We start from the raw sequence: 14979 nt of genomic DNA, 5'->3' as shown, positions 1-14979 counted from the left end.
TCATGCGCGATCCGCTCCGCTTCTCGCTGACCCTCATGCGCGATCCGCTCCGCTTCTCGCTGACCCTCATGCGCGGTGCGCTCCGCTTCCCCCCGACGACTCATACGCGGTGCTGATCCTCATCCGGCGGCAGCATCGCGGCCAACTTCGCCCAGCGCGGATCGAGCAGTTCGTGGTGGTGTCCGGGTTCGGCGGCAGCCAACGGGACGCCGCATTGCTGGCACAGTCCTACGCAGTCCGGCCCGCACAGCGGGGAGAACGGCAGCGCCAGGCCGACGGCGTCGATGATGGGTTGTTCGAGGTCGACAGAATCGTCGATGACCCGGCCCATCTCGTCGGACTCCGTGGTCTCGTCGGTGGCGCTGTTGGGGTAGGCGAACAGTTCGGTGAGGTCGATCTCGATGTCGCCGGTGACCGGCGTCAGGCACCTGGCGCACTCGCCTGCCGTCGGTGCAGCGACCGTTCCGGTCACCAGCACACCTTCCGAGACGGATTCCAGCCGCAGGTCCAGCTCAAGTGGTGCGCCCGCTTCGATAGCGACGAGTTCCACACCGATGCGAACCGGGCTCGGCACGGTCTCGCGGTGAGTCATCATCGAGCCGGGACGCCGGCCGAGTCGGGAGATGTTGATGACCAGCGGCGACCGGGAATTGCGGTGCCTCCCCACGTTTGCGCGCGTCGCCATGCAGCAATCCTACGGCGACCCCCGTCAGCTAAAAATAACGCCTACACCGCCCGCGGGGATCAATGCGTCGCGTAGTCGTGCGTCCCGGCTGCGGTGCGTAGCTGGTGGCGGCCGCGGCCGACCGAGCGCAGCGTTCCGTTGAGGAACTCCTCGAACTCAGCCAGTTTGCTGTCGACGTAAATGTCGCACTCGCCGCGCAGCCGGTCAGCCTCGGCATGTGCCGCATCGACCAAGCGGTTTGCCTCTGCGGTTGCGGTCGAGACGATCTCCGTCTGCGACACCAGCCGCTGCTGCTCCTTGATGCCCTCCTGGACGGCCTTCTCGTAGGACAGGTTGCCGCTTTCGATGAGTCGGTCGGCTTCGGCCTTGGCCCGCCCGGTGCTCGCCTCATATTCTCGCTTAGCCGCAGCGCTCACCCGTGCGGCTTCTTCACGCGCCTCACCGACCATTCGTTCGCTGTGCTGGCGGGCTTCAGCAACCATCCTGTCGGCCTGCGACTTGGCGTCGGCCAACAGCCGGTCGGCTTCGGATCTGGCATGGTTGATCATGCCGTCGGCGTCGGCGTTGACCTTCGCCATCACGGACTCGGAGTGTTCCTTGGCCTCTCGTAGCAGCGAATCCCGTGCATCGAGCACGTCCTGCGCGTCGTCGAGTTCGCCGGGAATGGCGTCCTTGATGTCGTCGATCAGCTCGAGGACGTCGCCGCGTGGAACCACGCAGCCCGCGGTCATCGGGACGCCACGCGCTTCTTCGACGATGGCGCCCAGCTCGTCTAGCGCTTCAAAAACTCGGTACACGGCTATACCCTCCAGGCGTCGTTGTTAGTTACCAGTGTGCCTGGTGTTACCCCTGTGACTGCGGAGCATTGTCGGTGTGTCGCTGCCACCAGCAGGTTGTCAGGCGTTGCTCGCACCCGGTGGACCCGCCTCAGGTCACCGCGCGGCCAGTTTGGCCCGCAGCCGGCGATTGACCGGTTCAGGCAGCAGCTCCGAGACATCGCCGCCGAGCGAGGCGACCTCCTTGGCCAGCGATGACGACACGAAGGAGTACTGCGGGGTGGTGGCGACGAAGAACGTGTCGACCCCGGCCACATGCTTGTTCATCTGCGCCATCTGAAGCTCGTACTCGAAGTCGGTGCCGGTTCGCAGTCCTTTGACGATGGCTGTGAGCCCGCGCGATTTCACGAAGTCCACCACGAGGCCCTGCCCCGATTCGACCCGCAGGTTCGGCAGGTGCGCGGTCGATTCGACGATCATCGCGATGCGGTCGTCGAGGTCGAACATCCCTTTCTTGTTGGGATTCACCAGAACCGCGACCACAATCTCGTCGAACTGCGCTGCGGCCCGTTCGAAGATGTCGATATGGCCGAGGGTGACAGGGTCGAAGGATCCTGGGCATACGGCGCCACTCATGACGCAGCACGCTACGCGAATTCGGCGAACTCCACGCGGGTGTCCCCGTAGCGTCGCTCACGCCACGGCTCCCAGCCGTCAGGCCAACGCACCGAAGGCCCCGACGCCGCGCGCTCGATGACCATCACGGCGCCCGGCCGCACCCAACCGCCGTCAGCCAACGCCGTCACCAGCGCTTCCACCTCGGCGACCGCAACCTCGTAAGGCGGGTCGGCGAATACCAGGTCGACCGGACGTGCCGCGGCGCCGGCAAGCACGCCGGCCACCGGCGCGCACCGCACGGTTGCTGCGCCCGCTCCCAGCGCCGCGATGTTGTCGGCAATGACCGCGGCCGCCCGACGATCGGACTCGACGAACAGCGCCGATGCCGCACCGCGCGAAAGTGCCTCCAGCCCAAGGGCGCCCGAGCCGGCGTAAAGGTCGAGCACGGCGACGCCCGCGAGATCGAGACGAGCCGACAGCACGTTGAACAACGACTCGCGCACGCGGTCCGTGGTCGGCCGGGTGCCCCGGGCGGGCACCGCGATGCGGCGCCCGCCGTAGCGGCCGGAGACGATGCGGGTCAGGTTGATTCCCCGGTCGCTTCGCTCCTACCCGCCGAACCGACCACCACCAGGAGGTCGCCGCCTTCCACCTGGGCGGTGGGTGCGACGGCGACGCGGGCCACGGTGCCGGCCTTGGGTGCGGTGATCGCGGCCTCCATCTTCATGGCCTCGATGGTGGCGATGGTCGCTCCGGCCTCCACGGCATCGCCGGTGGCGACGTTGACGGTCACCACACCGGCAAACGGGGCCGCCACGTGGTCCGGATTGGTGCGGTCGGCCTTCTCCGCGGCCGGAACGTCGCTGGCGATGCTGCGGTCGCGCACCAGCACCGGACGCAACTGCCCGTTGAGAATGCACAACACCGTACGCATTCCACGCTCGTCGGCATCTGAGATGGCTTCGAGCCCGATGAGCAGTTCCACACCCCGTTCCAATTGCACGCGGTGCTCTTCCCCTTGGCGCAGCCCGTAGAAGAACTGGTTGGCGCTCAGCCGGGAGGTGTCGCCGTACTCTTCGCGATGCTCTTCGAATTCCCGTGTGGGCCCGGGGAACAGCAGACGATTCAGGGCGGCCTGGCGTATCGGCCCCGGCGTGGCCAACAGAGCTTCGTCGGCGGCAGAGAGCTGCTGCTCGGGCTTGGCCGGCCCCCGCCCGGCCAACGCCTTGGTGCGCAACGGCTCCGGCCAACCACCGGCAGGATCGCCGAGTTCGCCACGCAGGAAACCGATCACACTATCGGGGATGTCGTATTTCGCCGGGTCCGCGGCGAATTCATCGGCCGTCACACCCGCACCGACCAGGGCCAGCGCCAAGTCCCCGACCACCTTGCTCGACGGCGTGACCTTGATCAGCCGGCCCAGCACACGGTCAGCACCGGCATAGGCATTCTCGACATCCTCGAAACGATCGCCCAACCCCAGTGCGATGGCCTGCTGGCGCAGATTGCTCAACTGCCCGCCCGGAATCTCGTGGTGATACACCCGCCCGGTCGGGAAAGGAGGACCGGACGCCGCAATATCAAAGGGCGCGTACACCTTTCGCAGCGCCTCCCAGTACGGCTCCAGATCGCATACCGCACTCAGCGACAGACCGGTGTCGTACGGGGTGTGCGCGGTCGCAGCGACGATCGCCGACAGCGCCGGCTGGCTCGTGGTCCCTGCCAGCGGGGCGGCTGCGCCGTCCACCGCAGACGCACCCACCTGCCAGGCAGCCAGATACGTCGCCAGCTGACCGCCCGGGGTGTCGTGGGTGTGCACGTGCACCGGCAGGTCGAACCGCGACCGCAACGCCGACACCAACGCCGTGGCAGCCTGCGGACGCAACAACCCGGCCATGTCCTTGATGGCCAGCACATGTGCCCCGGCGTCGACGATCTGCTCGGCGAGCCTCAGGTAATAGTCCAGGGTGTAGAGGTTCTCCCCCGGATCCGACAGATCACCGGTGTAGGACATCGCGACTTCGGCGATGGCCGTACCGGTTTCGCGCACCGCGTCGATCGCCGGGCGCATCGATTCGACATTGTTGAGCGCGTCGAAGATCCGAAAGATGTCGATGCCGGTTGCCGTGGCCTCTTCGACGAAGGCCGAGGTGACCAACTCGGGATACGGCGTGTAGCCGACGGTGTTACGGCCCCGCAGCAGCATCTGCAGACAGATGTTCGGCACGGCCTCGCGCAGAGCAGCCAACCGCTGCCACGGATCCTCCTTCAAAAAGCGAAGCGCCACATCGTAAGTCGCCCCACCCCAGCACTCGATCGAAAGCAGCTGCGGCATCATCCGGGCCACATACGGTGCCACCCTCAACAACCCCGACGAACGCAACCGGGTCGCCAGCAATGACTGGTGCGCATCCCGGAACGTCGTATCGGTCACCCCCAGCGCCGGGCTGTCGCGCAGCCAGCGCGCGAACCCCTCGGGCCCCAAATCGGTCAGCCGCTGCTTGGACCCCGACGGCGGGACCGCCGCCAGGTCCAGCACCGGAAGCTTGTCGTTCGGGTACACCGTCGACGGCCGTTGTCCGTGCGGCTTGTTGACCGTCACGTCGGCCAAATAGTTGAGGATCTTGGTGCCCCGGTCGGCCGGGGTGTGCGCCGTGAGAAGCTGCGGACGCTCATCGATGAACGACGTGTTGACCCGACCGGCCCGGAAATCCGGATCGTCGAGCACCGCCATCAAAAATGGGATGTTCGTCGACACGCCACGAATCCGGAACTCTGCCAGGGCACGCCGAGCACGCACCACCGCGGTCGCGAAATCCCGGCCCCGACACGTCAGCTTCACCAGCATCGAATCGAAATGCGCCCCGATATCCGCACCGGTGTGCGTACCACCGTCCAGGCGGACACCGGCACCACCCGGCGACCGGTACGCCGTGATCCGGCCGGTGTCCGGACGGAACCCGTTGGCCGGATCCTCCGTGGTAATCCGGCACTGCAACGCCGCCCCGCGAATACGCACCGAATCCTGGCTCAGCCCAAGATCTTCCAGCGATTCCCCAGCGGCAATCCGCAACTGGGAGGCCACCAGGTCCACATCGGTGATCTCCTCGGTCACCGTGTGCTCCACCTGAATCCGCGGGTTGCACTCGATGAACACGTGATGCCCGCGCTCATCGAGCAGGAATTCGATGGTGCCCGCACACGAGTAGCCGATCTGCCGCGCCAACGCCACCGCATCGGCACAAATCCGCTCCCGCACCGCAGGGTCCAGGTTCGGCGCCGGGGCCAGCTCGATCACCTTCTGGTGACGCCGCTGCACACTGCAGTCACGCTCGAAAAGATGAATCACGTTGCCCTGCGTGTCGGCGAGGATCTGCACCTCGATGTGGCGGGGATTGATCACCGCCTGCTCCAGATAGACCATCGGATCACCGAACGCAGACTCGGCCTCACGGCTGGCCGCCTCGATGGCTTCGGGCAGCGCGGCCAGATCACTCACCCGGCGCATACCACGACCACCACCACCGGAGACCGCCTTGACGAACAACGGGAACTGCATACCCGCGGCCGCCGCGACCAACTCCTCCACCGAGGCCGACGGCTCCGAGGACGCCAACACCGGCAACCCCGCCATCCGGGCCGCGGCGATCGCGCGGGCCTTGTTACCCGTCAACTCCAAAACCTCAGCCGACGGGCCGACAAAGGTGATCCCCGCCTCCGCACACGCCGAAGCCAGCTCTGGATTCTCCGACAGGAACCCGTACCCCGGATATACCGCGTCGGCCCCCGCGTGGCGGGCGACCCGGATGATCTCGTCCACCGACAGATAGGCCCGGACCGGATGGCCGGTCTCACCGATCTGATACGACTCGTCCGCCTTGAGTCGATGCAACGAATTGCGGTCCTCATACGGATAGACCGCCACCGTGGCAATGTTCATCTCGGTCGCCGCACGAAACGCACGAATCGCGATCTCGCCGCGGTTGGCCACCAGGAGTTTGGAAATCACGCGGGTAACCCTAGCTTCACCACTGTCACCCGGATGCACACCGGCGCTGTTACAGCAGCGTCGACCAGTAGTTCCAGAACCGCGCCATGATCAACAGGATCAACGCGGCGAACCACAACGCCACAAGCGACCAGCGCCATTGGTGGACGACTCGCAGGACCGTGTTGTCGTGCAACGGCTCCAGAGCAATCGAGGAGACCACCACCAGCAGCGGAATGGTCACCGCCCAGACACACATGCAGTACGGGCACAGCGCGCCGATGCGGTACAGGCTTTGGAAGATCAGCCAGTGCACGAAGACGGCACCGAGCAGGGTGCCGACGGCCAGAACGCCCCAGTACCACCGCGGCAGGCGCACCTTCGCGACTGCCAGGACGCCGGTGACCAGGACGACGGTGGACGCGACGATGCCGATCATCGGATTGGGAAAACCGAACACCGACGCCTGCGGGGTGACCATCACGGAGCCACAGGACAGCACCGGATTGATGCTGCAGGAAGGGACGTACTTCGGGTTGATCAGTAGTTCGATCTTCTCGTACGTCAGGGTCAGCGCGGCGGCCAGGCCGACCACCCCGGCTATCACCACCCATAGGGCACTGGCTTTGGAGACCTCGACGCCCGGCCGTCCGGCGGATCGCCCGGATTCGGCCTGCGACTGCGTGGTCACGGTCATGACCCGGGCACCGCCGGGACGGCGGGCGCCTGCGGTGCGGCCGGCGCGCCCGCGGCGGGAGCCGTGGGCGCCGGGGCCTGCGGGGTGACGGCGGTCAGCCCGGGCACGTCACCGACGATTTCCTTGACCTTCGCGACCATCGCATCGGGCGTGCTGGGCTGGTAGTCCTCGCCGTTGATCCGGATGGTCGGTGTTGAGTTGATGCCCGCTGCCGCGGCCATGCCCTTCACCATGTCAACGTAGGTACCCTTGGTGATGCAGTCCGGCGCCTTGCCGACTGCACCGGCCTGGCGGGCGAGCTCGATGAGCCGAGCGTTATCCGGGTAGATGCCGCCACCTTCCTGCGGCTGCAGCTCCTTGGTGTAGAGCGCGGAGTGGAAACGTCGGAACGCCTCGATGGACTCGTCGGCGACGCAGTAGGCCGCATTACCGGCGCGCGACGAATACCCGTCGCCGGAGCGGTCCAAGATGGCCACGATGTGGTAGTCGGCGGCCACCGCGCCGGTGTCGATCATCTTGTTGATGGTCGGACCGAAGGCACGCTCGAAGGCACCGCAGGCCGGGCAGAGGAAGTCCTCGTAGAACGACAGCACCACCTTGGGTTCGCTGGTGCCTTCTTTGGTGATCACGTTGCTCGACGCCACCCGGATGGCCTTGGCCTCACCCGTCGCGGGCTTCTTGTTCCCGTTCATGACGATGTAGAACACCAGCACCGCGGCGAACACCACCACAACGGCGGTCAGACCGATCTGGATCAGCAGGTTTCGTTTACGATCCGCTGCCTTCAAGTCGTATTTAGCGGTCTTCTTGGGTTTGGCCACGGCGTTAAGCGTACCGGCGGCCTTCCAGGGCACTTCGGGTGTCGACCTCAGGCGTGGCTGAGATGTGCCCGCACGGCAGAGATCATCGCCGTGGTTGCCGTAGCGCTGCCGCCGCCCAGCGGGAAGAAGCTGGCGAAGGCGTGAATCAGTGACCGCTCTTCCCGCAGGTCGACCAGAACACCGGCTTCCTTCATGGCCGCCGCGTAGCGGTTGCCCTCGTCGCGCAGCGGATCGAACCCCGCCGTGAAGACCAGCGCAGGAGGCAGTCCCGACAGGTCTTCGGTGAGCAGCGGCGAGACGACCGGGTCCTCGGGTGCGATGTCGGCGCCGCCCAGATAGTGGTCGAAACACCAGTCGATATCGCGCTTGTTCAAGAAGAAGCCATCGGCGAACAACGTCCGCGAACGGGTCTGGCTCGCGAAATCCGTGACCGGGTAGAGCAGCAGCTGCAGGTCGGGAAGTGTCAGATCGTCGGCGCGGGCCCGCTGGGCGACGACGGTGGCCAGGTTCCCGCCGGCACTGTCCCCGCCGACGACGATCCGCGTCGCACCCATCCCCGGGGCGTGCTGCAACACCCACTGGTAGGCGGCGTAGGCGTCGTCGGGGGCGGCCGGGGCCTTGTGCTCGGGAGCCAGCCGGTAGTCCACCGACAGCACCTGGATGCCACCGTCACGGCAGATCAGCCGGCACAGGCTGTCGTGGGTGTCCAGGTCGCCGAGCACGAAGCCACCGCCGTGGAAGAACAACAGCAGCGCGGGCACCGGAGTCGGGCCAGATCCGTCCGGGACGTAGTGCCGCGCGGGTATCGGTCCAGCCGGCCCGGGTATCGACATCTCGGTGACGTCGGCGCGGATCGGTGGGCTCAGCAGGGCCGCCTGTGCCCGCAGCTGGGCGCGTGACGACGCCACCCCTCCGTCGGGCCGGAAGTCACCGACCAGCCCGCCGAGCCCGGCCGCACGCTGCGCCAACAGCAGCATCTGCAGCGTGGAGTCCAGCGTGTTGCCGTCGATTTCGACGGGACGCCCGCCCAGCAGAAGACGCTTGCTCCGTTCGGGGATACGGGGCAGCGCAGCGAAGGTGAACTTGATCGCCCGGCGGAGCAGGATCTGCTCGGCATTGCCCCGGCCTGGCAGACTTTCCCTCATGGCAGCTCCCTCTGTGAATCCGCGCGTCACTCTCAACGACGGCAATTCGATACCTCAGGTCGGCTTGGGTGTCTGGCAAACCCCTCCAGACGACACCGAACGAGCCGTGACGGCCGCCCTTCAGGCCGGCTACCGCCACATCGATACTGCAGCTGCCTACCAGAACGAGGTTGAGACGGGTCTGGCGCTGGCAGGTGCGGGAGTGCCGCGCGAGGACATTTTCCTCGTCACGAAACTGTGGAACGGCGACCATGGGTACGACGCCACGCTCGCCGCATTCGACGCCAGTCTGAGCCGGCTCGCTGTGGATTACCTGGACCTTTACCTGATCCATTGGCCGGTGCCCGCCAAGAACGCCTACGTCGACACCTTCAAGGCGTTTGCGCACCTGCGGGATCAGGGCCGCATCCGGTCGATCGGGGTCAGCAACTTCGAACCGGAGCACCTGAAGATTCTGATCGACGCCACCGGCATCGTGCCCGCGGTCAACCAGATCGAACTGCATCCGCTGTTGCCGCAGCACGCACTGCGCGAGGTTCATGCCCAGTACGGGATCGCCACCGAGGCGTGGAGCCCGCTGGGGCAGGGCTCGCTGCTGACTGATCCGAAGATCACCGGTATCGCCGCACCACATGGGAAAACACCGGCGCAGGTTCTGATCAGGTGGCATATCCAGCTGGGTAATATCGTCATCCCCAAGTCGGTGAACCCCGAACGGATTGCGAGCAATTTCGACGTGTTTGGTTTCGAGCTGAGCGAGCAGGACATGGCATCCATCGCGTCACTCGAGAACGGAACGCGGTTGGGACCCGATCCTCGAACCTTCAACTTCACAGGGTAGGTGACATGACCCCATCCGACGGGGCAGCGATTCCCACTGTCGCGCTCAATGACGCCCACGCGATTCCGGTTATCGGTCTCGGTGTCGGAGCGCTCTCGGATTCCGAAGCCGAACAGGCGGTTTCGGCCGCGCTGCAAGCGGGCTACCGGTTGATCGACACCGCCGCCGCCTACGGGAACGAGGCCGGCGTGGGTCGTGCGATCGCCGCATCAGGCATCCCGCGCGAAGACATCTACGTCACCACCAAGCTGGCCACGCCCGATCAGGGCTACCAGTCCTCGCAGAACGCTGCCCGCGCCAGCATCGAACGGCTCGGCCTCGATTACGTCGACCTCTACCTCATCCACTGGCCCGGCGGCGACACCAGCAAGTACGTCGACAGCTGGGGCGCCCTGATAAAGATCAAGGAGGACGGCCTCTCCCGCTCCGTGGGAGTTGCAAACTTCAGTCCGGAGGACCTGTCCACCATCATCGGCCTGACCTTCTACACGCCGGCGGTGAACCAGATCGAGTTACACCCGCTGCTCAATCAGAGCGCCTGGCGCGCCGCCAACGCCGCGAGCGACGTCGCCACCGAGGCCTACAGCCCCCTCGGGGTCGGCAACCTTCTGGACAACCCCGCCGTCACCGCCATCGCCCAGGCCCACGACAAGACCGCGGCCCAGGTGCTGATCCGCTGGAGCATCCAACTGGGCAACATCGTGATCTCCCGGTCGACCAAGCCGGAACGGATTGCCTCCAACCGTGACGTGTTCGACTTCGCCCTCACCGACGGCGAGATGACAACCCTCAACGGCCTCGACGACGGCACGCGGTTCCGGCCGGACCCCGCCACCTACACGGGCTAGCAATACCCGCGAGCAGTACCGGCGAGCAGACGTGAAAGTCCCTGAAACCTCGGCGTTTCGGGGACTTTCACGCCTGCTCGCCATCATTCGGCACCCAACGCGCCAAGGTGTAGGCGGAGCGCTCGCGTGACACGGTTCCGGTCGCCGGTCGCCAGCAGATCGAGCAGTGCACCTCGGAGCACGGCCAGCGCCAGAGTGCGCTGTGCGATCCCCTCGGCGCTGCGCTTCTCTTGTGGCGGCTGGCATTTCGCCAGCACATCAAGCCAATCCTGGACCGTGGTATTGGCAAAGCCCGCCCATGGCCCGTCGGGTTCGACGAGAGAGCGAGCGTAGGCCTCTGCCCACAGTTTCAGCAACGGTTGATGATCGTCGGCAGCGAGCCATTCCCAGATCTGCTCAACGGCTGCGCCCAGCCCGATGCGATCGGTGTCGGCGGCCTGTCGTAGCCGGTCCAGCACTGCCATTTCGTCGCTGCGTGCCCGCGCCAGCAGGGCGCGTACCAAGCCGTCCTTGCTGCCGAACAGGAACAGGAGTACCCGCGGGCTGGAGCCGATCGCTGTCGCCAATGGTCGCAGCGACATCTCTGCCAGCCCATGGGTCAGCGTGTACCGATAGGCGCTCTCCAGAAGTTCGACCTGGCGGGCGGACGGGGTTGTCGGACCGGTGGTCACGTTGGTAGCCTAGCCCCACTGAAACGAGTGTGTCAGTGATTTGTTTCGGTACCGGATCGGAGGTGCGTCGATGTCGTTGGGTGTCGAGCAGGCACGGATCGTGGTGCGTCGCGTGGAGCGTCCGGGCGATCTCGGCTGGGTGGTGATGGCGCACGGCGAGATCTACCATCAGCAATTCGGCTGGGATACCGAGTTCGAGGCTCTGGTCGCCAGAATTGTGGCCGACTATGCCGCAGAACACGATCCGGTACGGGAAGCCGGCTGGATCGCCGAAGTCGACGGCGAACGCGCGGGGTGCATCTTCTGCGTGGCCGGAGACGAGCCCGGAGTCGCGAAGTTACGGATCCTCTTGGTGACACCTCAGGCTCGGGGCCTGGGGTTGGGTGGGCAACTGGTCGAGGAGTGCTTGCGGTTCGCCCGTCACGCCGACTACCGGCAGGTCACACTGTGGACCAATGACGTGCTGACCTCAGCTCGAAAGATCTACCAGGGGTTCGGGTTTCGGCTCGTCGACGAAGAATCTCACCACAGTTTCGGCCAAAACCTCAACGGCCAACACTGGCTCCTTGAACTGTAGACGTCGGCCTCGCCGAGCAGACGTGAAATGCCGCGAAAACCCGCGTGTCAGGGGATTTCAAGTCTGCTCGCGGGTAAGCCGTCACCCCGTCGGACAGGTCGACGGGTAGCGCGTACCCCCGCAGTACCGCGACGAACGCCACGGCGTACTGGCACCAGAACGAGTGGTTGGGCGGCATCCAATAGGCCGGTTCCTGGTCGCTTTTGTCCTGGTTGGCCCGCCCCTGCACAGCCAGCAGGTTGGCCGGGTCGTTGGCGAACCGCAACCGCATGTCATCGGTCCAGTCGCGGGCGCCCAGATCCCAGGCCAACGCCAACGGCACGATGTGTTATCCGTAGCGGTCGACGCCGAGATCGTGGCGATCGTCAAGGCCCAGCAGGACTTTGCGCGGGAGTTCCTGGCCACCGCCCGTGAACCCGACCGCACGCCGAAGTATCTGTTTCTGCGGACCACCAAGAACCGGCTCGGCACCATACCCCTATCCGGCCGGCACCCTGCATCTACACCTGGGTGAACTCACCGAGGCCCCTGGCGATCACGGACTCCACTGGTCGGCCGGTGGCGATCAGCCAGACCCACCGATTCCGCCACACCGCCGCGACCAACCTGTTGAATGCCGGTGTTCCCTTGCACGTCGTCATGCGGTACTTCGGGCGACCTCTACGAGCTGCTCCACATCGACAAACGTGCCGACCGAATCCTGCCCGACGGGTGGTGCACTTTTCCGCCGAAACAACTGTGTCACAAGGGAAACGCTTGCTTTAGCTGCTCGGTCTTCGTCACCGATGCCAGCCACGCCACCGAACTGCGGCGACAACTCGGCGCGACCGAACGACTCGTTGACACCCGCCAGACCGCGTTCACCGCCAAGTACGGCACCCCGATGGGCGAGGACAACATCTGGCTCAAAGGCCGCCGCGACGAAATCGCATCGCTGAACCGAATACTGCTGTCCATCAACGACATCACCGACCGTGCCGTCCGCGGCGCCGGTGTCAACCATCAGACTGCGTAGAAAGGATCCGACGCGATCATGCCTCAGCACCTGGCTGACGCTGCTCGTCGCAGACACGAACAAAGCTTGCAGCGAGCGACCAATGCGCTCGCCACCCTGTCGGCCGCGGGCGCGCCGATCACCTTCGCCAGCATCGCCCGCAAGGCGGGCATCTCGACCGATTTCCTCTACCGCCAGCCCGTGCTGCGCAGCAAGATTCAGCAGATGCACAGCCAGCCCCATTCGCCAAACACTGCACCCGCACCAGCCGACGACACTGCCGCCAGCCAATCCGCGCCGGTGCGGGCGTTGTCTGCACAGTTGAAGGAGCTACGGCGCAACTACCACGCCGAGACGCGTCGCTGCGCCAGGCACTCGCCGTCGCACACGGCGAAAATCTTGTGCTACGACGAAAACTCGCCACCTACGAGGCCGATGAACCCAAGTACAAGCGACTCCGTAGCGTGCATTGGCAGCGCTGGGGCTACTCGACGATACGTCGTCTTTGGGCCTGCGGTGCCCGCAGGCCCACTTCAATCGGTTGTGGAACACCGTATTTCGTCCCATCGACTCTTCCTCAATCAACCGCAAGCAGATGAAGTGGACACCTGAGCATGAAGGCCTACACAATTGTCGCGGCCAATGCGGCAAGACGTGCGCACGTAGACGTAGCCCTCAAGCTCCAACGATTGCGCCAGACCCTCAAGGACTGTCAACGTCAATACGTGCAGACCGAATGTGGCCACCATCGCCCGCATGGCAGGTGTTTCACGAACATTTCTCTACGAAAACCCAGATGCTAGAAGGGCGATCGAAGGCGCGCGTGCCGAGGACCGCACCACAGTCAAACACCACACCACGGAGCTGTCGGTACAACAACGTGCCGCTGACTCGATGTGGCGGGAAAAGGCACTCAACGCCGCTCAGAAAGCGCGTGGTGGGCGTCAATTGCCCGATACCCCTAAACTCAGGCCCGGTTGATGTGTAGGCCCCGGTGGATACCGCCAACGCAAGGTTGATCTGATCTGCGCTGAGTGTAAAGCAGTTCGTTAGGTAATTATGCGAGTCGAATGAAGTGGTCTTCGAGGATGATTGGGCGGCCGGCCCGTTGCGCAGTCTTTCGGGAGGCCGTGTTGAGGCGGTCGATAGTCCCGATCAAGAGCGTCTCGGGTCTTCTGTGTGCACTGGCCGCCCATGTTGCCTGAGCAGCGGCCGCGTAGCCATGGCCTCGCGACGCACCCTCAACGATCTCTTCGTTGATCACGTCGCCTTCGACCCATTCGACACAGCCCGGCGCAACCGCGAGTAGCCCAACTACTCGGTCTGCGGCAACAATCGCCATCAGATGGCCCTCCCGGTGCCACGCGCGGATGTCCTCGGACTGTGCCGGGCTGATGTCACGGTGTAGCAGGGGCTGGTTGATCTTCATATCGTCGAATCGGCGATGGACCATCGCGATCGCGTCGTCAGCGTTGTCGAACGGTTGCAGGGAGACGGTTGCAGCCGGCCGGCTCATCGCACAGTACTCTGCGGCATGGATTGTGACGTCGAGGCGAACGTGAGGCCCCGCGAGCCGGCCTGGCCTGGTGCGTAGGCGTAGGTGGTGCGGGTTGAAGGCTGCCCATTCCGCAGCTACGCAATCACGGAGTTGGCCGAGGTCGTCGAATGTGTGCGCGATGATCTCGACGAAGGGGCGGGTGACGTCGCGACGGAAGAACCGTATCCCCCCGAGCGCGTTGCCGTGCCGGCAGTGCACACGACGGTGCGAATAGTCGGTCGGGTGTATGCCGGGCAAGGTGACATGCTGTGCGAACTCGTTGCCGAAGGCTGGGTTGTCGACCCGTTCTTCCTGCTCGTCTAGCCACGCACCGAGCAGCTCGCGGCCACACGCGGCACCGTAGAGCACCTCAGCAACCGTGAGTTGGTCATTCAGTGAGGACCAAAGTGCGGTGCTCATCAAATGGTAATCCCTTTCGTCTCGCACATCGGCGTGGGTGTGGCTGTGCTGCAACGCCTGTCGCGCTAGCTCAGACTGGTCGCCGTGCGCGGCGACTTATCGCGCAGCCCGGCTGGACAGTTCAGATTCTGGAGGCAGTGCGCGCAGGCCGCAAGGGTGTCAGCGGGGCACGGGGCCGAAGGCCCGGCTAGCCCGCGGAGCCGAACGTGGTCGTCGGCGTGTGGACCTGTATTGCTCGCGAATTTCTCGGTCTCATCGCATTCGTGTTCTCCTCGGGCGTGTGACGGGACTGGACTCTGCCCGCGCAAAAGCCGGTTACGCACGTCTCGCACCGTCGCCGGGGAGATGCCGGCGACCCTGG

17 protein-coding genes and 2 pseudogenes are annotated in these 14979 nt (G+C 65.2%); 8 read left to right on the top strand and 11 right to left on the bottom strand.

The window, feature by feature from the left end; translation table 11 throughout:
• Positions 1-100: 100 nt before the first annotated feature.
• The 8 genes from H276_RS0101940 to H276_RS0101905 all read right to left on the bottom strand — a co-directional run bounded on the left by H276_RS0101940 (position 101) and on the right by H276_RS0101905 (position 8730).
• Entirely contained in the window at positions 101-685 is a 585-nt protein-coding gene (locus H276_RS0101940; RefSeq protein ID WP_019969622.1) for a DUF177 domain-containing protein, read from the bottom strand.
• Positions 686-744: 59 nt separating this feature from the next.
• A complete protein-coding gene (sepIVA, locus tag H276_RS0101935) occupies positions 745-1482 on the bottom strand; it encodes a cell division protein SepIVA (protein WP_018600738.1) in 738 nt (245 codons plus the stop codon).
• A gap of 135 nt (positions 1483-1617) precedes the next feature.
• Positions 1618-2097 carry a pantetheine-phosphate adenylyltransferase gene (gene coaD, locus H276_RS0101930; RefSeq protein WP_019969621.1) on the bottom strand — a complete coding sequence of 160 codons (480 nt, stop codon included), beginning with the start codon at positions 2095-2097 and terminating at the stop codon, positions 1618-1620.
• 11 nt (positions 2098-2108) lie between these two features.
• Complete coding sequence (gene rsmD / locus H276_RS0101925; RefSeq protein WP_081625375.1) at positions 2109-2663, bottom strand: 16S rRNA (guanine(966)-N(2))-methyltransferase RsmD; 555 nt, start codon at positions 2661-2663, stop codon at positions 2109-2111.
• Positions 2660-6088, bottom strand: coding sequence for a pyruvate carboxylase (locus H276_RS0101920; protein WP_019969619.1), 3429 nt, complete (start codon positions 6086-6088; stop codon positions 2660-2662). Before H276_RS0101920 ends, rsmD begins: the two co-directional genes overlap by 4 nt.
• Positions 6089-6137: 49 nt before the next feature.
• Positions 6138-6764 carry a vitamin K epoxide reductase family protein gene (locus H276_RS0101915; protein WP_019969618.1) on the bottom strand — a complete coding sequence of 209 codons (627 nt, stop codon included), beginning with the start codon at positions 6762-6764 and terminating at the stop codon, positions 6138-6140.
• Entirely contained in the window at positions 6761-7585 is an 825-nt protein-coding gene (locus H276_RS0101910) for a DsbA family protein (RefSeq protein WP_026356481.1), read from the bottom strand. Before H276_RS0101910 ends, H276_RS0101915 begins: the two co-directional genes overlap by 4 nt.
• Before the next feature lie 47 nt (positions 7586-7632).
• Positions 7633-8730, bottom strand: coding sequence for an alpha/beta hydrolase (locus H276_RS0101905; protein ID WP_019969616.1), 1098 nt, complete (start codon positions 8728-8730; stop codon positions 7633-7635).
• Between the two features lie 13 nt (positions 8731-8743).
• Here H276_RS0101905 and H276_RS0101900 point away from each other — a divergent pair, with 13 nt between their 5' ends.
• Positions 8744-9571, top strand: a complete 828-nt coding sequence (locus H276_RS0101900; protein WP_019969615.1) for an aldo/keto reductase — start codon at positions 8744-8746, stop codon at positions 9569-9571.
• 5 nt (positions 9572-9576) lie between these two features.
• Positions 9577-10419, top strand: coding sequence for an aldo/keto reductase (locus H276_RS0101895; RefSeq protein ID WP_019969614.1), 843 nt, complete (start codon positions 9577-9579; stop codon positions 10417-10419).
• A gap of 83 nt (positions 10420-10502) precedes the next feature.
• On the opposite strand, the gene H276_RS0101890 is transcribed toward H276_RS0101895, so the two are convergent.
• Positions 10503-11090, bottom strand: a complete 588-nt coding sequence (locus H276_RS0101890) for a TetR/AcrR family transcriptional regulator (RefSeq protein ID WP_019969613.1) — start codon at positions 11088-11090, stop codon at positions 10503-10505.
• Between the two features lie 70 nt (positions 11091-11160).
• On the opposite strand from H276_RS0101890, the gene H276_RS0101885 reads away from it, so the two are divergent.
• Positions 11161-11667, top strand: coding sequence for a GNAT family N-acetyltransferase (locus tag H276_RS0101885; RefSeq protein ID WP_019969612.1), 507 nt, complete (start codon positions 11161-11163; stop codon positions 11665-11667).
• A 97-nt stretch (positions 11668-11764) separates the two neighbouring features.
• Here the strand turns inward: H276_RS0101885 and H276_RS22420 are convergent.
• A pseudogene (locus H276_RS22420) lies at positions 11765-11995 on the bottom strand (HNH endonuclease family protein); the annotation flags it as partial.
• Between H276_RS22420 and H276_RS0101875 the strand changes: the two are divergent.
• From H276_RS0101875 to H276_RS24425, 5 genes and pseudogenes are all read left to right on the top strand, one after another.
• Positions 11993-12181, top strand: a complete 189-nt coding sequence (locus H276_RS0101875) for a hypothetical protein (RefSeq protein WP_019969610.1) — start codon at positions 11993-11995, stop codon at positions 12179-12181. The pseudogene H276_RS22420 and the gene H276_RS0101875 sit on opposite strands and share 3 nt — an antisense overlap.
• Positions 12178-12282: pseudogene (locus H276_RS25580) on the top strand (hypothetical protein); the annotation flags it as partial. The gene H276_RS0101875 and the pseudogene H276_RS25580, both read left to right, overlap by 4 nt.
• The gene (locus H276_RS25140) at positions 12281-12682 is read left to right on the top strand and encodes a hypothetical protein (RefSeq protein WP_019969608.1); all 402 of its coding nucleotides are present in this window, start codon (positions 12281-12283) and stop codon (positions 12680-12682) included. The pseudogene H276_RS25580 and the gene H276_RS25140, both read left to right, overlap by 2 nt.
• 18 nt (positions 12683-12700) lie before the next feature.
• The gene (locus H276_RS24430) at positions 12701-13273 is read left to right on the top strand and encodes a DUF6262 family protein (protein WP_155942910.1); all 573 of its coding nucleotides are present in this window, start codon (positions 12701-12703) and stop codon (positions 13271-13273) included.
• A 126-nt stretch (positions 13274-13399) separates the two neighbouring features.
• Positions 13400-13642, top strand: coding sequence for a hypothetical protein (locus H276_RS24425; RefSeq protein WP_155942909.1), 243 nt, complete (start codon positions 13400-13402; stop codon positions 13640-13642).
• Positions 13643-13718: 76 nt separating this feature from the next.
• Here the strand turns inward: H276_RS24425 and H276_RS0101860 are convergent, their stop codons facing one another.
• Complete coding sequence (locus H276_RS0101860; RefSeq protein ID WP_019969607.1) at positions 13719-14618, bottom strand: hypothetical protein; 900 nt, start codon at positions 14616-14618, stop codon at positions 13719-13721.
• Positions 14619-14979 lie beyond the last annotated feature (361 nt).

It is taken from the genome of Mycobacterium sp. 141 (genome assembly GCF_000382405.1).
Taxonomy (GTDB): domain Bacteria; phylum Actinomycetota; class Actinomycetes; order Mycobacteriales; family Mycobacteriaceae; genus Mycobacterium.
This window is presented reverse-complemented; position numbering and strand designations above follow the sequence as displayed.